Annotated in this window: 19 protein-coding genes and 3 pseudogenes; 11 read left to right on the forward strand and 11 right to left on the reverse strand. The window is 52.3% G+C overall.

Going from position 1 to position 22517, the window contains the following annotated elements; all coding sequences use genetic code 11:
* The first annotated feature begins 182 nt into the window (after window positions 1-182).
* The gene (locus ACM1PF_RS13140) at window positions 183-1094 is read left to right on the forward strand and encodes a DUF5331 domain-containing protein (protein ID WP_416675155.1); all 912 of its coding nucleotides are present in this window, start codon (window positions 183-185) and stop codon (window positions 1092-1094) included.
* 51 nt (window positions 1095-1145) lie between these two features.
* Window positions 1146-2546, forward strand: a complete 1401-nt coding sequence (locus ACM1PF_RS13145) for a ferredoxin:protochlorophyllide reductase (ATP-dependent) subunit N (RefSeq protein ID WP_416675158.1) — start codon at window positions 1146-1148, stop codon at window positions 2544-2546.
* Window positions 2547-2701: 155 nt separating this feature from the next.
* Here ACM1PF_RS13145 and ACM1PF_RS13150 read toward each other — a convergent pair whose 3' ends face one another.
* A complete protein-coding gene (locus tag ACM1PF_RS13150) occupies window positions 2702-3025 on the reverse strand; it encodes a hypothetical protein (RefSeq protein WP_416675160.1) in 324 nt (107 codons plus the stop codon).
* A gap of 276 nt (window positions 3026-3301) precedes the next feature.
* On the opposite strand from ACM1PF_RS13150, the gene ACM1PF_RS13155 reads away from it, so the two are divergent.
* Window positions 3302-4381, forward strand: coding sequence for a substrate-binding domain-containing protein (locus ACM1PF_RS13155; protein WP_416675163.1), 1080 nt, complete (start codon window positions 3302-3304; stop codon window positions 4379-4381).
* A 102-nt stretch (window positions 4382-4483) separates the two neighbouring features.
* On the forward strand, window positions 4484-5359 hold the full coding sequence (locus ACM1PF_RS13160) for an S-methyl-5'-thioadenosine phosphorylase (RefSeq protein WP_416675166.1): 876 nt from the start codon (window positions 4484-4486) through the stop codon (window positions 5357-5359).
* A gap of 231 nt (window positions 5360-5590) precedes the next feature.
* On the opposite strand, the gene ACM1PF_RS13165 is transcribed toward ACM1PF_RS13160, so the two are convergent.
* The 3 genes from ACM1PF_RS13165 to ACM1PF_RS13175 all read right to left on the reverse strand — a co-directional run bounded on the left by ACM1PF_RS13165 (window position 5591) and on the right by ACM1PF_RS13175 (window position 7854).
* Window positions 5591-6754, reverse strand: coding sequence for a DUF4335 domain-containing protein (locus ACM1PF_RS13165; RefSeq protein ID WP_416675168.1), 1164 nt, complete (start codon window positions 6752-6754; stop codon window positions 5591-5593).
* A complete protein-coding gene (locus tag ACM1PF_RS13170; protein WP_416675171.1) occupies window positions 6751-7353 on the reverse strand; it encodes a DUF3038 domain-containing protein in 603 nt (200 codons plus the stop codon). Before ACM1PF_RS13170 ends, ACM1PF_RS13165 begins: the two co-directional genes overlap by 4 nt.
* A 216-nt stretch (window positions 7354-7569) precedes the next feature.
* A complete protein-coding gene (locus ACM1PF_RS13175; protein WP_416675173.1) occupies window positions 7570-7854 on the reverse strand; it encodes a DUF427 domain-containing protein in 285 nt (94 codons plus the stop codon).
* Between the two features lie 305 nt (window positions 7855-8159).
* Here ACM1PF_RS13175 and ACM1PF_RS13180 point away from each other — a divergent pair.
* The 4 genes and pseudogenes from ACM1PF_RS13180 (at window position 8160) to ACM1PF_RS13195 (ending at window position 13244) form a co-directional block, all read left to right on the forward strand.
* A pseudogene (locus ACM1PF_RS13180) lies at window positions 8160-10051 on the forward strand (AMP-dependent synthetase/ligase).
* A 35-nt stretch (window positions 10052-10086) separates the two neighbouring features.
* Window positions 10087-10536, forward strand: coding sequence for a YlqD family protein (locus tag ACM1PF_RS13185; protein ID WP_416675176.1), 450 nt, complete (start codon window positions 10087-10089; stop codon window positions 10534-10536).
* A gap of 2 nt (window positions 10537-10538) precedes the next feature.
* A pseudogene (locus ACM1PF_RS13190) lies at window positions 10539-11859 on the forward strand (dihydrolipoamide acetyltransferase family protein).
* A 188-nt stretch (window positions 11860-12047) separates the two neighbouring features.
* Window positions 12048-13244 (forward strand): thiolase family protein, encoded by a 1197-nt coding sequence (locus ACM1PF_RS13195; RefSeq protein ID WP_416675178.1) that lies wholly within the window; start codon window positions 12048-12050, stop codon window positions 13242-13244.
* Between the two features lie 121 nt (window positions 13245-13365).
* On the opposite strand, the gene ACM1PF_RS13200 is transcribed toward ACM1PF_RS13195, so the two are convergent.
* The gene (locus ACM1PF_RS13200; protein ID WP_416675181.1) at window positions 13366-14187 is read right to left on the reverse strand and encodes a cyanophycinase; all 822 of its coding nucleotides are present in this window, start codon (window positions 14185-14187) and stop codon (window positions 13366-13368) included.
* A gap of 31 nt (window positions 14188-14218) precedes the next feature.
* Window positions 14219-14815 (reverse strand): chromophore lyase CpcT/CpeT, encoded by a 597-nt coding sequence (locus ACM1PF_RS13205; RefSeq protein WP_416675184.1) that lies wholly within the window; start codon window positions 14813-14815, stop codon window positions 14219-14221.
* Between the two features lie 97 nt (window positions 14816-14912).
* On the opposite strand from ACM1PF_RS13205, the pseudogene ACM1PF_RS13210 reads away from it, so the two are divergent.
* Window positions 14913-16476, forward strand: a pseudogene (locus ACM1PF_RS13210) (phytoene desaturase family protein).
* 157 nt (window positions 16477-16633) lie between these two features.
* On the opposite strand, the gene psaK reads toward ACM1PF_RS13210, so the two are convergent.
* Window positions 16634-16894: a photosystem I reaction center subunit PsaK gene (psaK, locus tag ACM1PF_RS13215; RefSeq protein WP_416675187.1), complete on the reverse strand. Its 261-nt coding sequence runs from the start codon at window positions 16892-16894 to the stop codon at window positions 16634-16636.
* Between the two features lie 230 nt (window positions 16895-17124).
* Between psaK and ACM1PF_RS13220 the strand changes: the two genes are divergently transcribed.
* Window positions 17125-17634 (forward strand): hypothetical protein, encoded by a 510-nt coding sequence (locus ACM1PF_RS13220; protein ID WP_416675189.1) that lies wholly within the window; start codon window positions 17125-17127, stop codon window positions 17632-17634.
* 193 nt (window positions 17635-17827) lie between these two features.
* Entirely contained in the window at window positions 17828-18715 is an 888-nt protein-coding gene (locus ACM1PF_RS13225) for a hypothetical protein (protein ID WP_416675192.1), read from the forward strand.
* Window positions 18716-18936: 221 nt separating this feature from the next.
* On the opposite strand, the gene ACM1PF_RS13230 is transcribed toward ACM1PF_RS13225, so the two are convergent.
* The 4 genes from ACM1PF_RS13230 to ACM1PF_RS13245 all read right to left on the reverse strand — a co-directional run bounded on the left by ACM1PF_RS13230 (window position 18937) and on the right by ACM1PF_RS13245 (window position 22440).
* Entirely contained in the window at window positions 18937-19608 is a 672-nt protein-coding gene (locus tag ACM1PF_RS13230) for a hypothetical protein (RefSeq protein WP_416675195.1), read from the reverse strand.
* A gap of 120 nt (window positions 19609-19728) precedes the next feature.
* The gene (locus tag ACM1PF_RS13235) at window positions 19729-20055 is read right to left on the reverse strand and encodes a hypothetical protein (RefSeq protein WP_416675198.1); all 327 of its coding nucleotides are present in this window, start codon (window positions 20053-20055) and stop codon (window positions 19729-19731) included.
* Window positions 20055-20984 (reverse strand): tetratricopeptide repeat protein, encoded by a 930-nt coding sequence (locus ACM1PF_RS13240; RefSeq protein WP_416675200.1) that lies wholly within the window; start codon window positions 20982-20984, stop codon window positions 20055-20057. The genes ACM1PF_RS13235 and ACM1PF_RS13240 overlap by 1 nt, the downstream gene beginning before the upstream one ends.
* Window positions 20985-21057: 73 nt before the next feature.
* Window positions 21058-22440: a trypsin-like serine protease gene (locus ACM1PF_RS13245; protein WP_416675203.1), complete on the reverse strand. Its 1383-nt coding sequence runs from the start codon at window positions 22438-22440 to the stop codon at window positions 21058-21060.
* Window positions 22441-22517 lie beyond the last annotated feature (77 nt).

Raw genomic sequence — 22517 nt, forward strand, 5'->3', positions numbered from 1 at the left:
CTGTCAGGGAGTTTGGATTTCAAACACTCAAGTGATTTGGATGGGCACTCAGAAGATGAAACTGGAAGATTCGCTTGAGATGTTGGATTTCGTCGTGATAAGGGGTGAGTTTTGGGTTATGAGTTATATCTGTGCAACGCGCAAATTACTTTAACTAACTCACAACTCTTCACAGGTGTGCCGTGAACATCGAGCATCTTCGCAAATCGCTAAAGGCGCAGTGGTTAACGTACTATCGGGACAATCGCAGTTGGCTGACTCATCTTGGGGTGTGGGTAACCTGCGAAGGCGAGCGTCGTCCCTCGTCCAGCTTTATCCTCGGAACGTTATCGACTCTGGAACCCCAACTGGTGCAACTGCTCCCCCTGATTGTGGATCTCAGTAGCAATCCCGATCGGATTGTGATCGCGTTGGGGCTGAACTTTAATCCCGATGATGAATTGGAATCCTTTGAGGCAGCAGAACAACTTGTCGCCAACGGTCATACCCACTCCGTGAGAATGCTGCCGCAAGGTAATACGGTTGAGGTGGCAGTGCAACGGATGACGGGACGAGAACCTGAACCCGAATCTGAAGCTAATCCTTTTGAGGCTTTGCCTGAAACGGTCGTTCATTCAGCCCAGCCGGAACAGCCCCAGGCGGAGCAGTCCCAGACGGAACAGCCCCCAATGGAGCAACCTCAAAGCAATCCAGCTCAACCTACTCAAAAGCAAAAAGCTTCCGATCCAGCAAAACAATCTCCCGAACCAACGCGCCAGCCCAATCGATCGCAGTCCTTCCCTGCCAAACCTCAGCCTGCTCCCCCGATCGCTAAACCGACTGCTAAACCGACTACTACACCCCCCATTGCTCCTGCGGTTAAAGCTCCCCTGGTCAATCCCAAACCGAAGCCAGCTCCCAATCCGGATGACACCCTTGCCGATCGCCCGGTTCAGTCGATTACTTCATCTCCATCTGTATTTGAACAACGGTTTTCGGTGGTGCGTCCGGTAATGGATTCAGTCGAACTGTCGGCAGGAGAACTCCCTAAACGAGAGGTGGAAGAGACGAACGACATTGATCGGGAGGAACGCACCCCTCACTCCGATCGTTAACACCCATTAATACCCATTGCTCAATACGCACATTTGAGAGGAACCTATACCATGACCCTTGCCAATACTCAGCCCCAAGCCCTGGACTTTGAGTGTGAAACTGGGAATTACCATACCTTTTGTCCGATTAGCTGTGTGGCCTGGCTGTACCAGAAGATTGAAGATAGCTTTTTTCTGGTGATTGGGACAAAAACCTGCGGCTATTTCTTGCAGAATGCAATGGGCGTGATGATTTTTGCAGAACCCCGCTATGCGATGGCGGAGCTGGAAGAGGGGGATATCTCGGCCCAGCTCAATGACTATGAGGAACTGAAGCGGCTCTGTGTCCAGATTAAGCGCGATCGCAATCCCTCGGTGATTGTCTGGATTGGGACTTGCACCACTGAAATCATCAAGATGGATCTGGAAGGGCTGGCTCCGAAGTTAGAGTCAGAAATTGGGATTCCGATCGTGGTGGCACGGGCCAATGGGTTGGACTATGCCTTTACCCAGGGCGAAGATACGGTGCTGGCGGCGATGGCTCAACGCTGTCCCAGTAAAGCTCCAGTGAGCGAAACGGAAAAGGATGAGCGAGGCGGCATTCAAAAACTCCTGAATTTTGGGCGCAAGAAAGAGGATGTGGTGGCGGAAGAGTCGGAGTATGTGGATCATCCTCCCCTCGTCCTGTTCGGTTCCCTGCCTGATCCCGTGGTAACGAACCTGACCCTGGAACTGAAGAAGCAGGGAATTAAAGTATCCGGCTGGTTGCCTGCTAAACGATTCACAGAGTTACCCGTTCTGGAAGAGGGCTACTACGTGGCAGGGGTGAATCCCTTCCTGTCGCGGACAGCCACGACCTTGATGCGACGACGGAAATGCAAGCTGATCGGCGCACCCTTCCCGATCGGGCCCGATGGCACTCGCGCCTGGATTGAAAAAATTTGCTCGGTCTTCGGCATTGCACCGCAGGGATTGGAGGAGCGGGAAGCGCAAATCTGGGAAGGACTGGAAGAGTATGTCCAACTGATTCGCGGCAAGTCGGTCTTCTTCATGGGCGACAATTTGCTAGAAATTTCCCTGGCTCGCTTCCTGGTGCGGTGCGGCATGACGGTGCCAGAAATTGGCATTCCCTACATGGACAAACGCTATCAGGCAGCCGAGTTAGCCCTCCTGGAGAAAACCTGTCAGGAAATGGGGGTTCCCACTCCCCGGATTGTGGAGAAACCCGACAATTACAATCAAGTTCAACGGATCTACAAACTGGAACCGGATCTGGTGATTACTGGCATGGCCCATGCAAATCCCCTAGAGGCGCGCGGCATTAATACCAAGTGGTCGGTCGAATTTACGTTTGCCCAAATTCACGGGTTTACGAACGCCCGCGATATTTTGGAACTCGTAACCCGTCCCCTGCGCCGGAATAATTCCCTCAAGGATTTGGGCTGGGATAAGTTGGTGAAGGAAGTACGCTAGATGACCATAGGGTGGGCAATGCCCACCTTTTTGTTTTGTTGTTTGGTGCGATCGTTTTACATTGCTGACTGGGCGGGCAAGATGCCCACCCTACAAGAGTTTTGAACCCACAAGAGGTTTAGCCCCACAAAAGGTTTAGTTTGCCTGGCGACTCCTTACCAGTACTGGGCAGATAACCGATCGCTCGATCGCCGATATCGTTCTTCTAACCAGAACTGCACCGCTTCAGGGGAATCAAACTGCACTGAAGTGTCTTGCTCAGGAACATAGACTCGCCAGATGGTATTACCTGCGCGATCGACCGTTTCTCGAACGAGCGGCTCAGGATGGAACACAAGGATTGATTTGGTTTGCCCCCAAGCGCGATGCAGAAATGCCAGGACTGGAAACGGGCGATTTTGAGGCGGTGGAGTAGGAACGGCAATTTGCTCCAGTTCCTTGTAGTTCTGCCACTGTTGGTACGTTTGATGCGATTTCATTGGGAACCTCCCAAGTTTTTCAAGTGAAGCTGTGCGAGATGAACTAGAGAATAAAAACGGTGTAGCTGGTAGCTAGCCTGGGAACCGTTTAGTTTAGGGATGCCGTAACCTGAATGGAGGTATCTGGCTCTGAATCGATTCAGTTGCCCCTATGTTAACATTCGTATCTTGATCGATCAAGATAATCCTTTCCCCCATTAGAGTGAATTAGGAGCGAGCGGATAAACTTGGAAAGGCAGCACCTGTCCTGAGCCTCTTTCACTGCCATTCAGGAGCATGACGCACGATCATCCCCCAGAATCTATTACGTTGAAGGATATTGCTAAGGCAACGGGCGTTTCTCGAACCACTGTCTCCAATGCCTTTAATCGTCCCGATCAGCTTTCACCAGAATTGCGCCACAAAATTTTGAGTATTGCCCAGCAAATGGGGTATCTTGCACCAAACCCGATGGGACGAATGCTGCGAACTGGACGGACGGGGGCAATCGGCTTAGTCTTTCATGATTCTCTCTCCTATGCCTTTGCTGATCCAACTGCGATCGCATTCTTACAGGGGGTGGCCAAAATTTGTGAAACGGCCCAGGCAAGTTTGCTCATTGTGCCTGTTTTAGAAGATCGCTCCGTGCAGCAAACCGTTCAACAGGCTGCCGTAGATGGATTTATTGTTTACTGCTTGCCGAATCAAAGTGATGCATTTACCCAGGTATTGAAGCGACAATTACCTGTGGTGGTGGTGGATCAGCCGACGGTGAAAGGGTTTCCCTCCGTTGCCATCGACGATCGCCACGCAGCTTATACGGCTGCAACGCATCTATTAAAACTCAATCATCAGCGGCTTGCGATCATTTCGTTAGAGTTTCAAGACACGGTTCCCTCTGGACGGGTCGATCGGCAGCGGATTCAAACGGCAAGCTTTCCAATCACCCAACAACGCTGGCAGGGTTATATGGATGCGATTTGCGAGGCTGGGCTGGATCCAGAGGCAGTGCTCATCGAAGAATGTGCTGGGAACAGTGAGGAGAGTGCATTTCAGGCGACCCTGCGTATTTTGAGCCATACCCCTCGCCCCACGGGAATTCTCGCCATGAGCGATCGTCTGGCCCTGGGAGCACTGCGCGCTGCCAGGCAGTTAGGGTTAAGCATTCCCGCCGATCTGTCGATTGTGGGGTTTGATGATATTCCCCTGGCTGCCCAGGTTCAACCTCGCCTGACCACCGTGCACCAACCGTTGATCGAAAAGGGGACGATCGCGGCTGAACTACTCCTCAAAAACGTGCCTGCCCATTCCTCTAGAGTGCTGCCCACTGAGTTAATGATTCGGGAATCTTCTGGAGTCGCTCCGACCCGCGATTGATGTTGCGTGACGATCGGGACTGACTGATCGGCAAGAACCATAAGGCTGATAGAATATCCACGCATTACAAGATCCACGCATTGCAGCACAGGTAAGGTAACTATGGCAGATCCGGTCAAGATTGGGATTATCGGCGGTAGCGGGCTATACAAAATGGATGCCCTCAAAGAGGTGGAAGAGGTGCAGGTGGATACTCCCTTTGGCGCTCCATCGGATGCGTTGATCCTGGGAACGCTGGAGGGAACGCGGGTGGCTTTTCTGGCGCGGCACGGACGCAACCACACCCTGATGCCTTCAGAACTGCCCTTTCGAGCCAATATTTACGCCATGAAGAGTCTGGGCGTGGAGTACCTGATCTCAGCTTCTGCGGTCGGTTCCCTGAAGGAAGAAGTCAAACCCCTGGATATGGTGGTTCCCGATCAGTTCATCGATCGCACTAAAGGCCGGATTTCTACTTTCTTTGGCGAAGGGATTGTGGCCCATATTGCATTTGGCGATCCGGTCTGCCATAACCTGGCAGGAGTATTGGCCGATGCGATCGAGAGTTTAAACCTGCCGGATGTCACCCTGCATCGCGGTGGCACCTATGTTTGTATGGAAGGGCCCGCTTTTTCCACTAAGGCAGAATCCAATCTGTACCGCAGTTGGGGAGCCAGCATTATTGGCATGACGAACCTACCGGAAGCCAAGCTGGCCAGAGAAGCTGAGATCGCCTACGCCACCCTGGCCCTATCCACGGATTATGATTGCTGGCATCCCGACCATGATAGTGTGACGGTCGAAATGGTGATTAGCAACCTGCAAAAGAACGCAGTCAATGCCCAGCGCGTGATTCAGGAAACCGTGCGTCGCCTCAGCCAAACGCCTCCTGCCTCTGATGCCCATTCAGCCCTGAAGTTTGCCATCATCACACCGTTGGATAAAGCTCCTGCGGCAACGAAGGAGAAGTTGGGCTTGTTACTCAATAAGTACCTTTAGGAATGCAAATCTAATTGCCTGAAATTCCTGTGGGGGTAGGCAACTCTTGTGGGGTGGGCAGCGTTTCGACTGAACTAAAGCCGAAGTCTTGCCTGCCCAGTCAAAAAGTGGTCTAGCTACACAGGGGGATTAATCCACGCTCCCTGGTGCTGAAATCTCTGTAGGTGGGCACTGCCCACCCTACGCCTCACTCCTGTAGGGGCGATTCGCGAATCGCCCCTACTCCTCACTCTAAGGCTCTGCCCCAGGCGATTCCTGAGGGGCTGGCGTTGAATCTGGCGGCAGACCGTACCAGGGACTGACTTCGATGATTTCATCAGGACGGAAGACGACCAGAAATTGGGCCAGGGATTCGGGCGTGACTGTCCCCCCCGCTTCAGAGGTGGGAAATTGCACGTCGGATAAGGGAATCTCGTTCAGATAGGTGAGGGCGGGTTCATTCACAAACCGATACCCGACAATTTGCCCCGCTTGATCCACTCCAACCCGGTACTCCAGGGTTTGATCGAAGGACGGATCAGGTTTTTCAGCCCAGGCGGCGTACAAATTATTTTGCAATGTCGCAGTCAGGGCATCTAGCTCGGCAGGATCAGAAATATTGGCAGCAGTGGCAGCGATCGCATCTAAATCCCCTGGTTCCGAACTGGTGCCTGCTCCATTAGCGTCAGGAGAATTGGGCGAGTTAGGCGAATTGGGCGGCGGATCAACCACTTCTGTATCCGGGGGAGCCGCTGGGTCATCCAGATCGGTAGCGTTGGGGGTCGTTTCCTCCGTGGTTGGCTCGGGGTTCGTTTCGGTCCGACGAATTTCTGGAGTGGGTAAGAAAAACATGGCGGCGGCAGCAACCGCCAGGCTGGAAATCCCTAGAGCTGCGGGGACAGCCCGTTTCGTGATGGGTTCCTGAGAGATAACATACCGCTTTGGCAACGGCTTCAGGTTCAGGGATAGCTCTGGCAGGGTTTGGGCATCGGCATAGAGTTGATCGACTGCCTCCACCAGGTCAAACAGTTGCACCGTAGTCAGGTCGATTTCCATTGGAGGGGGAAAGTCTCCCGCCTTGCTGTCATCGGTGACGGGAGGTTGCAACGAGAGCCGATGCAAATTTTTGTCAATGCGGTAAAGCTGGACATACTCTGCATCCCGCCGATCGCGCCGAGCCGCATGGGGAATTCCACTCAAGTGATCCTGGGCATACTCACTGACGGCTTTCACCAGGCTTTCTAGAAACGATCGCCCTCCGGTTAACGGCTTTTCCACCCCCGTTAGATGGCATTCCACATAGGTCAGCATCGACAACTGAGGGCGGGCGGTTGCGCCATCCACCGGATGATCGTTGGGTAACCCTTCAATCACAAATTTGCAGTTGGGCAGACTGTACTGGCGTTGAATCGTCATGCCACCTCTCCATCAAACAAGCTGCTCCAGAGCCGTTGCACTCCGAAGGTTCCTGTACAGAATAACAACTGTCCCAATAGATCCATAGCCAGTTGATTCAGCCTTTCATCGGTGTAGGCCATGACGGCTGCCCGTTTGGGATTCATCCGGGAGCGAAAGTGGGCCCGAAACCGCTCCAGATATCTTGCCAGCCGCAGGTTATGTTCTGGGGAAAGCTGCTTTTCCAGGAGTTGATCGTAGGACAGCAGGAGTTGGCGAATCACAACCGTCAGCCGCCGGGATAAGTGACAGGTGATGACCACCAGTGCCTTTGCCTCCGATAGACTCATGGAACGACGCTGGCTATTGCGCCGCAGGGGATTGGTGGTTCGCAGTCTCCACAGGGCAACCCGGTTTTTCACTAACTCTTGCAATTCCAGGTCTCTCGCTGCCACCAGCAAGGCTTCTGAGCCACCCAGATCAAGGGCTTCGATCGCCAGCAGTAACAGATCAATTTGTTGCCGTGTTCTTCGAGGGCAAACTTTATCTGAAACTTGTGGATCGGGTAAGGTACTTAAAATTGCTGGCGTTGACGGGGCAGGGGGACTGTTGGCTTGCATTACGCTCACAGAGAAAACAGCAGAATTGTATCAGATGACTCAAGTAATGACCCGGCAAATGAATGCCGCTCAGGATAGTTTTTCCCAATTTTGGGTTGAATGTTTGTAACGAACAAATTCATCCACCCAGAATCGATAGGCTACAATCCTTGATCCTAGCGTACTCTCAATTTGAAGTAACTTGAGAGCTGGGATTCAGAGCTATCGTACCCAGAGTCAGGCTTCTACCTTCACTCCCCGCCAAAATGCCACATATCCCTCAATGTTTTTGGCAGCATCTTTAGCCTGGGGATAGTACCAGGCCGCATCAGTGTTTGCCTTGCCATCAACTTCGATCGTGTAGTAGCTGGCGATGCCTTTCCAGGGGCAAGTGGTATGGGTTTCACTGGGTTTGAAGTATTGAGACTGAATCGAGTCTGGGGGAAAATAGTAGTTTCCTTCAACAACTTCACACTGATTGCTTTCCGCTAATACAACACCGTTCCAAACTGCTTTCGGCATATCAATAACCTCCGGGGAATTGCAGGACAGATAGGTTTCCGTCCAACCAATTGTCTATTTTAATGTGCAGAAGCCTAGGGTAGGAATATAGCGATCGCCAAATCGCTTCAAGTTTTTTCAATTTCAAAACTGCCCTCGGATGCCACACTAGTGCATAAAGAGGGAGTCCCGCCGTTCGTTAGGAGGAAAATTCCATGACACCGTCCACACCATCGGGTTCTGCTGTATCCCCATCACCGAATCGCCCCTCCGTTCCTACGGTTCCGGGTTATCAACCCGATCCTGAGTATAGCCGCGCTCAGTCCTTGCCAGATGTTTGGACGATCGTTGCTCAACGGTTTGCCCAGATTACCGCTGTCCATGATCCCCATAGCCAGCCAGAAACCAAGCTGACCTACGCCGAACTGCACCAGCAGATGCTGCAATTTGCCTCAGGGTTGCAGGCTTTAGGCATTCAGCCGGACTATGCCGATCCCCATCCGCAACGGGTCGCCTTGTTTTCCGACAATAGCCCCCGCTGGTTGGTCGCCGATCAGGGGATTATGCGATCGGGGGCAGTGAATGTGGTGCGGGGTTCCCAGGCAGATGTGGAAGAACTGCTGTATATTCTGCGCCATAGCGGTTCGATCGCTCTGGTGGTAGAGGATCGAGAGCTACTTCAGAAAATCCGGCATGGCTTGAACGATGTGCCACTTCAGTTTGTGGTGCTGCTGTCGGATGAGACAATGGAAGATGAATCGTTCAAGGTGCTGAATTTTTCGCAAATTCTGGAATTGGGGGCCCAGCATTCCCTCCAGCCTAACCAGCAGACGCAAGACACGTTGGCGACTTTGATGTATACCTCTGGCACCTCGGGAACGCCCAAGGGAGTCATGTTGAGCCACGGCAACTTAATTTCCCAGATCCTTGGCTGTCCAGCGGTGGTCAAACCGCAGCCGAATGAACGGGTCCTGAGCATTTTGCCGATCTGGCACTGCTACGAACGCACCTTTGAATATTTCATTTTTGCCCACGGCTGTACTCAGATTTACACCAACATTCGCCACGTCAAGCAAGATATTAAGAACTTCAAGCCTCACTACATGGTGGGGGTGCCGCGCCTGTGGGAATCCATTTACGAAGGGATTCAGAAACAATTCCGCGATCAGCCTGCCAGCAAGCGGAGATTGGTCAACTATTTTCTGGAGGTGAGCCAGGAGTACATCGAAGCCCGGCGGATTGTTCAGGGATTAGATCTGAAGAATCCTAAGCCTTCTCCAGCACGACGGGCCTGGGCAACGGCTCAAGTCACCGCCTTAGCACCCCTCCATGCCTTAGGGGACAAGATTGTCTACAGCAAAGTGCGGGCTGGAACTGGCGGCAACATTAAGTTTGTGGTCAGCGGCGGTGGATCGATCGCCGATCACCTGGAGGATTTCTTTGAAATTGTCGGGATTGACATTCTGGGAGGGTACGGCTTAACGGAAACCTCTCCCATTACCAACGTGCGTCGTCCCTGGCGGAATGTACGCGGCGCAGACGGACAACCCATGCCGGACACAGAAATTCGGATTGTTGATCCGGAAAGCCGTCAACCGCTGACTGTGGGGGAAAGGGGACTGGTGCTGATTCGCGGCCCCAGGTGATGCAGGGCTACTACAAGAACCCGGAAGCCACCGCCAAGGCGATCGATCCAGAAGGCTGGTTTGATTCGGGCGATTTGGGCATGGTAACGGCAGCGGATGATCTGGTAATTACCGGACGGGCTAAGGATACGATCGTCCTGACCAGTGGTGAAAACATTGAACCGCAACCGATCGAAAATGCCTGTATTCGCAGTCCCTATATCGATCAGATCATGCTGGTGGGACAGGATCAGCGATCCTTGGGGGCATTGATCGTCCCGAACTTGGATGCATTGAAGGGATGGGCAGAGGAGCAAAATTTGCAGTTACAACAGCCTGATCAAGAACCAACTTCCTCCGGAAAGGAAACGATCACCCTGGATAGTAAAGTAGTGCAAGATCTATTCCGTCAAGAATTAAACCGGGAGGTGAAAAACCGACCCGGCTATCGTCCTGACGAGCGAATTGGGCCGTTCCGTTTGCTCCTGGAACCCTTTTCGATGGAAAATGGGATGCTAACTCAGACGCTAAAAGTCCGTCGAGCCGTTGCGATGGATCGCTATCACGATATGATCGACAAGATGTTTGGTTAGTTTTTTAACTTCATATTATTCTCCTGCCCTCGCTCATGGAAGTCTCCAAATCAAATTTGCTCCTCAAACGAGCGGTCAACGTAAAAGTTATTGTCACGCCTCGCTGGAAAGAGGAAGTACAACAACAGCTACAAAATCAAATTAATCAGTTCGATGGTCAGATTCAGCAGGTTGAATCCCAGGGCCAGCGAATGGTGGCGGATTTGCAAAAGCAAGCCGGATCCCCTGATAACCCGATCGTGTCCCAGCAAATGACGAATATTCAGGTTCAGGTGAACCAGAAGAAGAGTGAACTGCTGGAAAAGAAGAATCAAATTCTGCAACAGCTTCAGCAGGTTCAGTTGCTGGAAATGGATCAAGAGGTCAACCAGGGACAAATTGAAGGCTTCTTCCGGGTCGAAACCGGAGACAATTTGATCCGCAAAATGCAGGTGGAAATTCTGCTGCGGGATGGCGTTGTTGAAGAGATTCGGGGAGATCTGTAGCGATGATTAACGAGATCTTTATGCCCGCCCTCAGTTCCACCATGACCGAAGGCAAAATCGTTTCATGGGTGAAGGAAGCGGGAGACAAGGTTGAGAAAGGCGAAACGGTGGTGATCGTGGAGTCTGACAAAGCCGATATGGATGTGGAATCCTTCTATGAAGGCTATCTGGCTTCGATCGTGGTTCCGGCTGGGGAAATGGCCGCCGTTGGCATGACGATCGCCTGGGTGGCGGAAACGGAGGCGGAAATTGAAGAGGCTAAACAAAAAGCGGCTTCTGGTTCTTCTGGTTCCTCTGGTTCCTCTAGTTCCTCTGAATCGACCGCAGCCGCATCGGGTGAAGCGGGATCGCCTGCCCCATCCACTGCCACTGCCGTCGCTGAGGAATCCAGTTCTGCCCGGAGCAATGGCCGGACGATCGCCTCTCCCCGGCCCGGAAGCTGGCTAAAGAACTCAAAGTAGACCTGAGTACCCTCAAGGGCAGCGGCCCCTACGGTCGGATTGTGGCAGAGGATGTAGAATCGGCGGCGGGTAAACCCCCCTCGGCTCCCCCGGCTCCAGTTCCCACTCCGGCCCCAACGCCTGCGGCTCCGGCTCTCACTCCCGCTGTTGCAGCACGCCCCCCAGCCCCCGCAGCTCCGCCGCCCAACCCGGTCAGGTTGTAGCACTGAATACCTTACAGCAGGCAGTCGTGCGTAACATGATGGTGAGCCTGGAGGTGCCGACCTTCCGGGTGGGTTATACCATCACGACGGACAATCTGGATAAGCTGTACAAGCAAATTAAGTCCAAGGGCGTGACGATGACGGCTCTGTTGGCCAAAGCGGTGGCGGTAACGCTGCAAAAGCATCCTGTGGTCAACGCCTACTACACCGAGCAGGGGATTAACTATCGATCGGCGATTAACGTTTCGGTGGCGGTGGCGATGCCGGATGGGGGATTGATTACGCCCGTTCTGCAAAATGCGGATCAGGTGGACATTTACTCCCTATCTCGCGCCTGGAAGGATCTGGTCGATCGGGCACGCGCCAAGCAGCTTCAGCCGGATGAATATAGTTCTGGCGGCTTCACGATTTCCAACCTGGGGATGTTTGGGGTTGATCGGTTTGATGCCATCCTCCCTCCTGGACAGGGTGCGATTTTGGCAGTCGGCGCATCCCGTCCGCAGGTGGTGGCCACTCCCGATGGCATGATGGGCGTAAAATCCCAGATGCAGGTGAATATTACTTGCGATCATCGGATCATCTATGGTGCACAGTCCGCTGCTTTCTTGAAGGATCTGGCCAAACTCATCGAAACCGATCCGCAGTCGTTGACGCTGTAAATCAACAGGATAAACATCTTGCCCCCAATGCCTACCCGAAAACTCACTCAAGTTTTTGGCATCCAAAACCCTGATGGGACTTGCGGATAGGTTCTAAGGGGCTGAAGGAGAGGAGACGATCGTACCCAACTGGATAGGGACCGATCGTTTCCTCTCTCTACTTTGAGCAGGAGTAACTTGATTTCGCTATGGATACGGGCAGGTTACCCCCCCCCACTTCCCCACTCCCCATTCCTCTGATCATTGCCGCTCGCCGATCGCCCATTGGTCGGGCTGGACGATCGCTGAGGAGTTTGACCGCTGCAAAGCTCATGGTTCCAGTCTTGCAAGCTTTACTGATCGATAGTGGACTGGCGGCAGCTCAGGTAGAGGAGGTAATTTTAGGCAATGCGGTGGGAGGGGGAGGGAATTTGGCCCGGTTGGCCGCGTTGACGGCTGGATTTCCGGTCACGGTGCCTGGACTGACGATCGATCGCCAGTGTGGCTCAGGACTGGAGGCAATTAGTCTGGCGGCCCGGCTGATTCAATCGGGGGCGGTGGAGGCGGTGATTGCGGGTGGGGTGGAAAGTGTCAGTACAGCTCCCTGGCGGGTGGAAAAGCCCAAATCCCTGTACGATCTGCCGCAATTTGTGAATCGAGCCCAGTTTTCTCCCGATGGCATTGGTGATCCAGATATGGGAATCGCTGCCGAAAATGTGGCGCAAAAGTACGATATTAGCCGCGATCGTCAGGATCAGTACGCCCTCCGCAGTCACCAAAAGGCGATCGATTCTATCCAATCGGGACGGTTTCAGTCGGAGATTGTGCCGATCGGGCTGCCTGGAGCCAGTTCCATTGACACCGATGAATGTCCCCGTTCAAATTTAACCCTGGAGCGATTAGCCAAACTGCCGCCCGCCTTTCGGGAAGGGGGAACCGTTACCGTGGGCAACACCTGCCCGATTAACGATGGAGCGGCTGCGGTGCTGATGATCTCCGATCGTCTCTTTCACCAGCTTGGCTTGACTCAGGGATTGCGGGTGGTTGATACGGCTTCAGCCGGGGTTGATCCCAATCTATTGGGCATTGCCCCCATCGCCTCTACGCAAAAGTTGCTAAACCGCCACCCCGAATTATCGATTGACCAGATTGATTTAGTCGAATTCAACGAAGCCTTTGCTGCCCAGGTTCTCGCCTGTCTCGATGGGTTATCCATTCCCGAATCAAAGGTCAATGTCGGAGGAGGTGCGATCGCCCTGGGGCATCCCTACGGAGCATCGGGGGCAATCCTGGTGACAAGGTTATTCACGGAACTGGTACGCCGGGAGAGTTCGGCGCGTTTGGGTTTAGCCACAATGGGCATTGCAGGGGGGCTGGGGGTGAGTCTACTAGTGGAGAAATATTAGGCTCGCAATTCACACCCTGGGCAAATGGTCATCAACTCATCCCCCTGTACGGGCGAATCACGATTTGCTCAACCTCACTCCTTGCATGGGCGCATGGCAATGCGCCCCTACTCCCTACTCCCTACTCCCTACTCCCTACAACCTCCCCCATCGGCTGCCGACTGGCTAAATCAAACCAGTGCCCATCTGGCAAAATATGTAGCTTCACGCCGTAAACTGCCACGGGTTCATCCTGCAAGACGCGATCGAGGTTGTTGTAGGTAATGCCCGACTCATCCACAACGGTCACGGCCCCTTCGCCGATCACCTCTACCCGATCGCCATTGACAATGATAGCCGTGTTCTCATCAATGCCAAATCCCAACACGTTCGGCTTTTGTAGCATCGCCGAGAGCAAGCGTCCCAGTCGTCCCCGCTGGGCAAAGTGTTGATCAATCACCACACGCGACAAAAATCCTAACCCCGGTCCCATCGCCACTGCATCCATACGCGGATTGGTATCTGAATCCCCTTCGATAATCATCGTGTCAGGCATCACGGCTGCCCCTGCACTGGTTCCAGCAATCACCGCACCTTCCCCATAGCGTTTGTGTAGGGCATCCTCCAGAATCGTGTCTTTGATGGAGCGAATGATCCGAGCCTGATCGCCTCCCGTAAAGAAAATCCCCGTCGCTTGAGCCACAACCCGCAGCAGTTCCAGGGTGTTGCCGTCCTCCTGGGAGCGAGTGTCGATCACCTGCACCTGGGTTGCGCCTAACCGCTCAAAAATCTCAACATACTCGTACCCCACTTCAACGGGAATGCTGGAGGCTGCCGTAATCACCACAATTCGCGCCTTGATGCCCCCCGATCGTCGGACAAACTCCCGCAGAATCCGACATTCGCCGGTGGTTTCCTCGGCTCCTCCAATAATCATTAGCTGCCCTTGCGGTTGGGTTTCCATATCGTTGCCATAATTCGCACTAAGGGCAAATTTACACCAACTCCACCCCAAAATTCTGCCGTTTCTGAAACCGATAGGCTCCCATGATTGCGCCCCACAGTGCTTGCTCCGTCTTTGGATCAACGCCGCGATCGTAGCTCAGGAAGGTGTCTGCACTCACCTCAAACCCCAGGATCACCTGCCGGGTTTCCCCCTGATACTGAAAGCAGCATTGGGTATCGGGCACGGGGTCTGCCTTGAACCAGTCATCTTGCCGCATCACTGTTAACCGACAGCCAGGCAAAAGCTCCAGATCCTCCAGGGTCAGGGATTGCAGGCGATCGGGATTGGCTCCGGCTCCCTGCCAGCGATCGGGCTGTTTGCAGGCATAGTATTGGGCTTGTAGGCGATCGGGTGGGTCAGTCGGACGAAAGGTTACGACCCGTTGACGATAGGGCTTGTCCAGGTAAAGGGCATTGGCTTGTTCGGCAAATAGGGCGGGATATCCGTCAATCAAAAACGGTAGAGGACGATGCCATAACCGCAAATGGACAAACCAGGCAGGTTGATCCAGCGCTTGCGCCTGATTCTCAAACTCTCCCGCTAACCACGAAACGAGTTGATTCAGTGTCTCTAATCCGATTTCCATTCCATCCTCCAGGTGTAGAATCCCTCCCTGATGGCTCCCCAGATCGCCCAGCCATTCTATTATGCTGAATTTGGGGTACTCAAGCAGGGGCAAACGGATGCAGGCGCAACAGACCGATCGGGCAGATATTATCGTCATTGGTAGCGGCATTGGTGGATTGACGGCTGGAGCCTTATTATCCCGCTATGGTAAACGGGTGATCGTTTGTGAGAGCCACGCCATTCCCGGTGGAGCAGCCCACAGTTTTTCGCGGCAGGGCTTTCACTTTGACTCCGGCCCCTTTCTTTGCTGGATTAAGCGATCGCCAGTCTCTCAACCCGCTACGGCAAGTGCTGGATGTGTTGGAGGAATCGGTTGCCGCCGTCCCCTATGATCCCTTAGGACATTACCACTTTCCAGAGGGAACTTTTCCCGTGTATGGGAACGCCGATCGCTACCGGGAGGAAATCGCTAAAATCACCCCCCAGGGAGCACAGGAATACCAGAAGTTTGAACGGGATTTGATGCGGCTCTACGAAATCTTGCGTGACATCCCAGCCCTGACCCTGCGATCGGATCTCAACGCCATTTCCCTGTTGCTGACCCGCTACCCCTTTTCCATGCTAAAGCTGATTCCCCAGATTGCCGTGCTTCAAGCTTCAGCGGGCGACGTGATGAATGTGTTTGTGCGCGATCCCTGGGTGCGTCGATTGATTGATCTAGAATGCTTTTTGCTATCGGGGCTGAAGGCCAAAGGCACTGCGGCTCCAGAGATGGCCTTTATGCTAGGAGAGCGATCGAACTCAGTGATTGATTATCCTGTGGGGGGCAGTGGCGCAATCGTCCAGGCTTTAGTCCGAGGCTTAGAACGATGGGGGGGAGAGCTACGGCTGAATGCCCATGTGGAGAAGATTTTGGTGGAAAACCGTCGGGTAGTCGGGGTACGGTTACAGCGCGGTGAAATCCTCAGGGCAAATACCGTAATTTCCAACGCTACGGTTTGGAACACCTGCAATGATTTACTCGATCCATCTGACACCCCCGCTTTTTACCGTAAAAATGCCCTCTCAATGCCTGTGGTGGATAGCTTCATGCACCTGCATCTCGGAATTCGATCGGATGGTTTAGAAGGATTAACGGGACATCATGTCGTAGTTCACGATGCGAATCAGGAGATTACCGTACCTGGGAATACCTGCATGATTTCAATTCCTACCGTCTGGGATGCCAGTTTAGCCCCAGAAGGACATCATGTCGTCCACGCCTACACATTGGAACCCTACGAAGGCTGGAAGCGGGATGAAACCTATGAAGATCGCAAACGAGAACGGGCAGAGCCGCTGTATCGTGCCCTGGAAAAGATCATTCCCGATATTCGATCGCGCACGGCTTTAGAACTAATTGGCACACCCCTGACCCATGCCTACTACCTGCGACGACACCAGGGAACCTATGGGCCAGCGATTCCTGCCGGAAAGGGGATGTTTCCCAGTTGCCATACACCGATCGCCGGACTGTATCGGGTCGGAGATAGTACCATGCCAGGAATTGGTGTCCCTGCCGTTGCAGCCTCTGGAATTTTGTGCGCCAATACGCTGGTGAATCCGCAGCAGGTTGAAGCGTTAGTGCAAGAGTGGCAAACACCAGTAACCGTTAGTGATAGACCGAACAGTGAGTCGTAGAACCAACCGCCAGTCACAGAACGATGAAGCAATGTCTGGAAGTTAAATCAGGCACTCCCCCATCGCTCTGTCACGCAGATTGAATCTTAACTTCAGGAACACGATCGCAGTTGAATCGTGATGCCACAAGACACCATTCAACGAAGACTCGCCCAACCTAGAGAACTCCCAGGTTTGACAATCCTAAGATTGCGCCTGTACCAAGGATGTGGCCAAAGCAAATTGCGCCAATTAAAAATCCCAGGCTGGTTTCGCCGAGGAAGGGTAACGCAGGAGCCGAGGGCCCATCATTTTGACGCTGAACGGTATACCGGGCAAACGCAATCGCAAGAATATTGCAAATCAGCATAACCAGGGCAACCGAGGGATTCCAAGCCAGGGTCTGGGGGACAACAGCCAGTAAAGATAGGGTAAACAAGGTTTTCTCCTTAAAGGTCTTTCAGTAATGTATCAATTTGCAATCTCAGGTGAATATTTACCAAAAAACAGTAGCCTGTAGGCGCAAATTGAATTAATAGTTAACATTAGCCCAACGGAAATCCAGGAGTAAAGCAGCTTCCTGCAATCTATTCCTAGCAGTGTATTCCGATAGGACAGGATGTGCGCGAGAATGATGAGGTTCTGTCTTTCACTCAGGAGTGATACGTTATGCTTTCCCCCCGTTGGCGCAGGGCACTGGCTGCTATCCTGCTTAGCCTGGTGCTGTTCGTGTCGGCTTGTAGTGCGCAAGAACCATCGCGGTATACTCAGATCCAAGAGGAAACCTCTGGGCGCAATGCTCCTGCCGCCGTTTCCGATCAGGCTGCTCGTGGTGGTGACTTCAACAAGTATTTCCCGCGATCGGTTGCTGGGTATAACATTGTGCCCTATCAGGAAAAGAACGGATTTGCTGAATACAAAGTCAACCAGGATGGCAAAAATGTTGCCATGCTAGCAATTAATGATGTACTGGATACTCCGGCTGCTTATAAGTTTCAAAATAGCGCAATGACGATCGCGGGCTATCCTGCGGTTGAGCAAGGGCAAACGGCTACAGCAATTTTGGTGAACGATCGCTATCAGGTCAAAGTGCTTTCCCGAGATTCATCCTTTACCAAGGAAGACCGCGCCGCCTGGATTGAGAAGTTTGATCTGGCGGGTTTATCAGAACTGTCTTAAGGGCTGCAATGCTTCAGGATTTTAGATGGTTCAGTGTCGTTCGCCAGGTGTCGTTTGTATATATCCAGGCTCGATCGCTTCATTCTCTGAGCTTTACCCTTCGAGCTTCACAGTTCTAAAATCCAAGTCTTACATTTGATTCTCAATTTTTTATCTCAACGCATGACCCTCACATAGATTTAAGGAGTTTGTTGTGAGCAAACCAATCTACGAGTTGGTTGACCAACTACCAACGGGTGGCATTACCGTACGGGCTCTCAAGTCCCTCGATTTTGTCATTCCCGGACAGTGGCAGAATTTAACCGGCTTTGACAACACCATTCGCACCGTGACGGGTGAAACCGATGAAGCCCTGATTCAGCAAATTGGTGAACGGGCCGTGACGCTGTTTAACGACAAGTCCGAGGGCTATCAACGGGCCTTATGGCTCTATCAAACGGTGGATTCTGCTTCTGGAATGCTGGGTACAGCGGCCCTGGCAGGTCGTGTCGGCCAGGATATCTCTTTCCTGGGCATTCTCAAGCACTTGACCCCTAAACCCGAAAAGCTGCAAAGCATCGATTTGTGCGTCAAGTTGGTGGTGGAACTGGTAGCCTTTTGCCAAATTAATGGGATTCCCGGCGACAGTATTGGTGATTTTCTGGCGGCCCTGGGGGACTATGCGGGGGAATCCTTAATGCGGATGGCGGCCCTGACCTGCTTTGATGGGTTGATTCCGCTGGGGCCCGATTTTGTCGATAAGGCTCTGTCTGTAATGCGGCAAACCTCCCCGTCGGATCTGGAGAAAAACCAGACCTTTAAAGGGGTGAATGATCTGATTCCAGGCAACAATGCCTCCAGCAAGCACGGTTTCATCATTGATAGCTTTGAGTCCACGAAGGGCTGGATGACCAACTTTGTTTCCAGCAATCAGCTCACTCCGGATCGGGTGTTGGATAGCTTGCAGAAGTTTGTCGATATTTCCAAGGACAAAGCTGATTACGTCGGCGCATTCCTGGATATTTACGTCAAATACTACGAGCACACTGGCATCCAAACCCTGGCCCGCCGATTGGTTGAACGATCGGTTGCTGAAATCTAGAACGCTGAGGACTGGGATTGCATCACTAAAATTCTTGTGGGGTGGGCAGCGTTTCGACTAAGCTCAAGCCGAAGCCTTGCCCGCCCAGTCCACGCAAGCTGAACCTCTTGTGGGGTGGGCATCTTGCCCACCCAGTCCAAGGAGTAAAACGATTGCACCATTTATCCAGATCCTTCAAACCTCGACATAATGAAGCAAGCTATCCATACGTGAATTGGGTTTCATGCCTCAAATCGATCGGGGACGATGCCGTCGGGATTTTTGGCCAGTCTGCGTAATCGTCGCAGCTCCATCCCAATCTCACCGCCCATTGGATACCGCCAATCGATCGGTTGACCTTTTTCGATTTGATCAAACAATCCCTTGTGGCGAGACGGGCTGCCAGAGGTAAATTTATAGAAAAAGTATTGCAATCCCTGGGCGATCGCCAGTAGGGTGATGATCCAAAAAAACTCACGATCGGATGAGCGGAAAAACTCCCCGTCTGGCAAAACGCCGGGCAGTAGCTTCGCAGCACCCATCAGCACAACCAGCACCGTAAGTGCTCGTCCTAAGGCATAAATCACCTGAAACAGGGGCAACCGAAACCGGATCACATACCGAGCCACGGGACGGAAATATCCGCCCAATAGGTAAATCGTCCAAAAGCAAAGAATCAGGCTGGATAGGGCACTCAGCAAGATCAGTACCACTTCATCGATCGTCCAGCGCGAAGGGGGCTCGTTTATGAGAAGCCATCCGAGGGCGAACAGCCAGTGAATGGACGTGATACCAAGCCATTGACCCAACAGATAAGACGTTCGTAGCGTCTTAAACTTCATCTTGCGAGTACAACACTCAGCCTGATTCCAGACGGGAATCGATTGACCCAACAAATACCACTTTCGCTTCATTTTGTTGTCCTTTTGTTGCTGCGTATTTTGCTGTAATTTTGCTGACTTAATCTCGCGATCGGTGCAGGATCTAGCAGTACTGCACTCACTCCCTAAATTCCCCAACTCTGGAGACAGGGCTTATTCTTGCGTCACGCCAAACAGTACATTGACACCACAAAAAACACCAATACCCCCCAGCCCCCAGTCTCGTTGAGTCAAAATTAGACTAATGCCGCCCAGCACCAGCCATAACCCAATGGCATGGACAAAAAACAAAACCATTTTATTTGGGCTTTGCCTGAGGAAAGGCAATCCGCCATACAAACCGATCGACCAGAGCGTGAGGATTACCCCAATAACAGCAGCAATAATTGCCCAATGATTGGACAAAACCGCCAGTGATAGGCTCATGAGAAGAGTGGAAACCATCAGTGTGATAAATTTCCAGCTTTTTAGATCAGACATCAGAAGCCTCCAGAATGAATGGCAACTTCCTGTATTGCTTGGAGAATGAGGTCAATATTATTCAGCGTGATCGCTTCCCCTTGTAAATCGCCAATCTCCCGAAACAGCGGTAAGGCTTGATGAAGATAAGCCAATGCCTGCTCAAAGTGTTCTAGCTGGTAATGGGTTGCCCCAATATTGAGGAGCGTATACGCCTGCCCCGATCGATCGCCAGTTTCCTGCTTCAGGGGTAAAGCTTGATGGTAGTAGGACAATGCTTGCTCTGGCTGGTTTTGCTGGTCGGCAAGAACGCCCAAATTGTAGAGCGCGGTTGCCTCTCCTGCCCGATCGTCCGTATCCCGACTGGTTTGCAATGACTGGTAGAAGGTGTCCTGCGCCTGTTCCCACTGTTCTAAGGCAGAGTAGATCCCGCCGATATTATTGAGCACTGTGGCTTCCCCTTCCCGATCGCCCAGCGCTCTTCGCAATGACAACGCCTGATGAAAATAATCCAGGGCTTGTTCTATTTCTCCTGCATCAAAGGATGTTACTCCCATGCCGTTGAACGTGCTAGCTTCTCCCTGGCGATCGCCCAATGCCTGAAATAACGGTAAAGCTTGATTGAGGTAGACGATCGACTGTTCCCAATCGCCAGAGAGATAAAAAACTTTGCCTAAGTTAAGGAGGGTATTTGCCACTCCACCCTGATGATCTGCGGCTTCAAAAAGCTGCCTTGCTTGCTCAAGATTCTCGAAGGCCTGTCGGCGTGATTCCGCAGTGTTCTCTTCCAGCAGTTGCATGCTTGCTTCATAAAACCGATCGGCGGCGGCACTGCTATTTTCCTGGGCAACAAGTCTGGTTTGACTGATCAGAAGTAATCCAAGCACAAGTAAGCTTGGTTGGCTGCGTTTCCACCATTTTGGGAGGTTAATAGACAGACGATCGTTCACGTTGCTCACCTCAATAAGTGCTGCAAGGGTTGAAGATTAAACAGGATTGGACACAACAAGTTTCTGTACGCCGCTAGGACAGCAAAACATTGCTGGAATCAACGGTTAAAGAGCCGGATTCGATGCCATTCAGCCGAGCCACAATCCGATCGCCCACCTGGATCACAGTGTTGCGTCCTCTTTGAATGAGCATTGTGTCTGCCATAACAAAATTTTTGAATACAATGACATCGTTGCCTTTCGTGAAATCTCGAATCACCGAAAACCCCCGACGATCGAGCCAGAAAGAATTGCGCCCTGAACCACCCTGCAACCGATTACGCCCCCGTCCCCCAAGCAGCACATCATCGCCAGCCCGACCCACTAAAACATCGTTTCCCCCTCTACCCAGCAAGAGGTCATTTCCCCTGGTTCCCCGCAGCGTGTCATCGCCAGATGTACCCCGAATTGGGTTAGCCTGCTCAAATTTGAGGGCCTCATCAATCCAGTTGGCAACCGATGACACACGAGCTTCAACTGAAAACTCACCAAAGCTGGAATCAGTGGACAGGGAAGACAACAAAGGATAGCCACTCACTCCTCCAGCCAATTCAGGTCTGACAGTCACATCTTTCGGATTGGCATTAATTATTTGCTCAAGCGGCTCGGAGAACACAATACTGAGGAAATCGGTTAAATTATCGGCAACCGTTACATCAGTGGTTTGCCCACTGGGAAAAAGTAAGTGATCGCTAAACCCTGATTCTGTGACTCCAGCAATCTTGCCATCAATGAAAGCCGGACTGCCTGAGTCGCCCGGAGCAGTGTTGATTTCTCGATCGCCCAAACCCAAATCATTAAGACCAAAGTGAACCCCAAAGGCATCATTTTCTGGCTTGCCGTTATCAAAGTCAAAAAATAGTCGAGTCTGACCAAATTCTTCAATATTTGGGACAAATGGAACCGGAATGGAGGCATCCGCAAACAGTTCCCCAGTGGACTCAAAGCGGTTGAAGCCCGCCCGTTTTTGACCGTCAAAACTAGTGGCTCCCGTCTCTCCGGTTCCTGTGTCACCATAACCAACCTTGAGGAAAACTTTGCCCACTTCATCATCTTTGCGATAAAGCTCATACCGCTTCACCCCACGCGGAGCTTCTTGAGCCAATTGTAAAATTCCAATGTCGGGCCCGTTAAAGATGGCTCCTGGATAATGAATCGTTTTGCTCACCGGAATGGTGACTTTTCTATTCGGTAAGGTAAAGGTGACAGCAAAATCTTCATTCCGATTGTCGCTCAATCCATCTGATGAGAAAACATGGGCTGCGGTGAGTACATGACGACCCGTAGGAAGGAGCGTCCCTGTTGCAGCAGGCTGAAATTCTTGGGTACCTTTCGGTGCAGATTGAATTAGCCCAACACCGCTAAATTTTCCGACCGGAACAATGTATTCATCGGGATGCTTAACAGTAACAACCATAAATCCATGACCTGGTTTGAGTAGAGAATGGATGGCATAAAATTTGCTTGGCTCTACTCTAGGGGTGGTTTACTGAT

Origin of the sequence: Egbenema bharatensis FJBBOT/2019 (assembly GCF_048077055.1) — a bacterium.
Taxonomy (GTDB): Bacteria; Cyanobacteriota; Cyanobacteriia; order Elainellales; family Elainellaceae; genus Egbenema; species Egbenema bharatensis.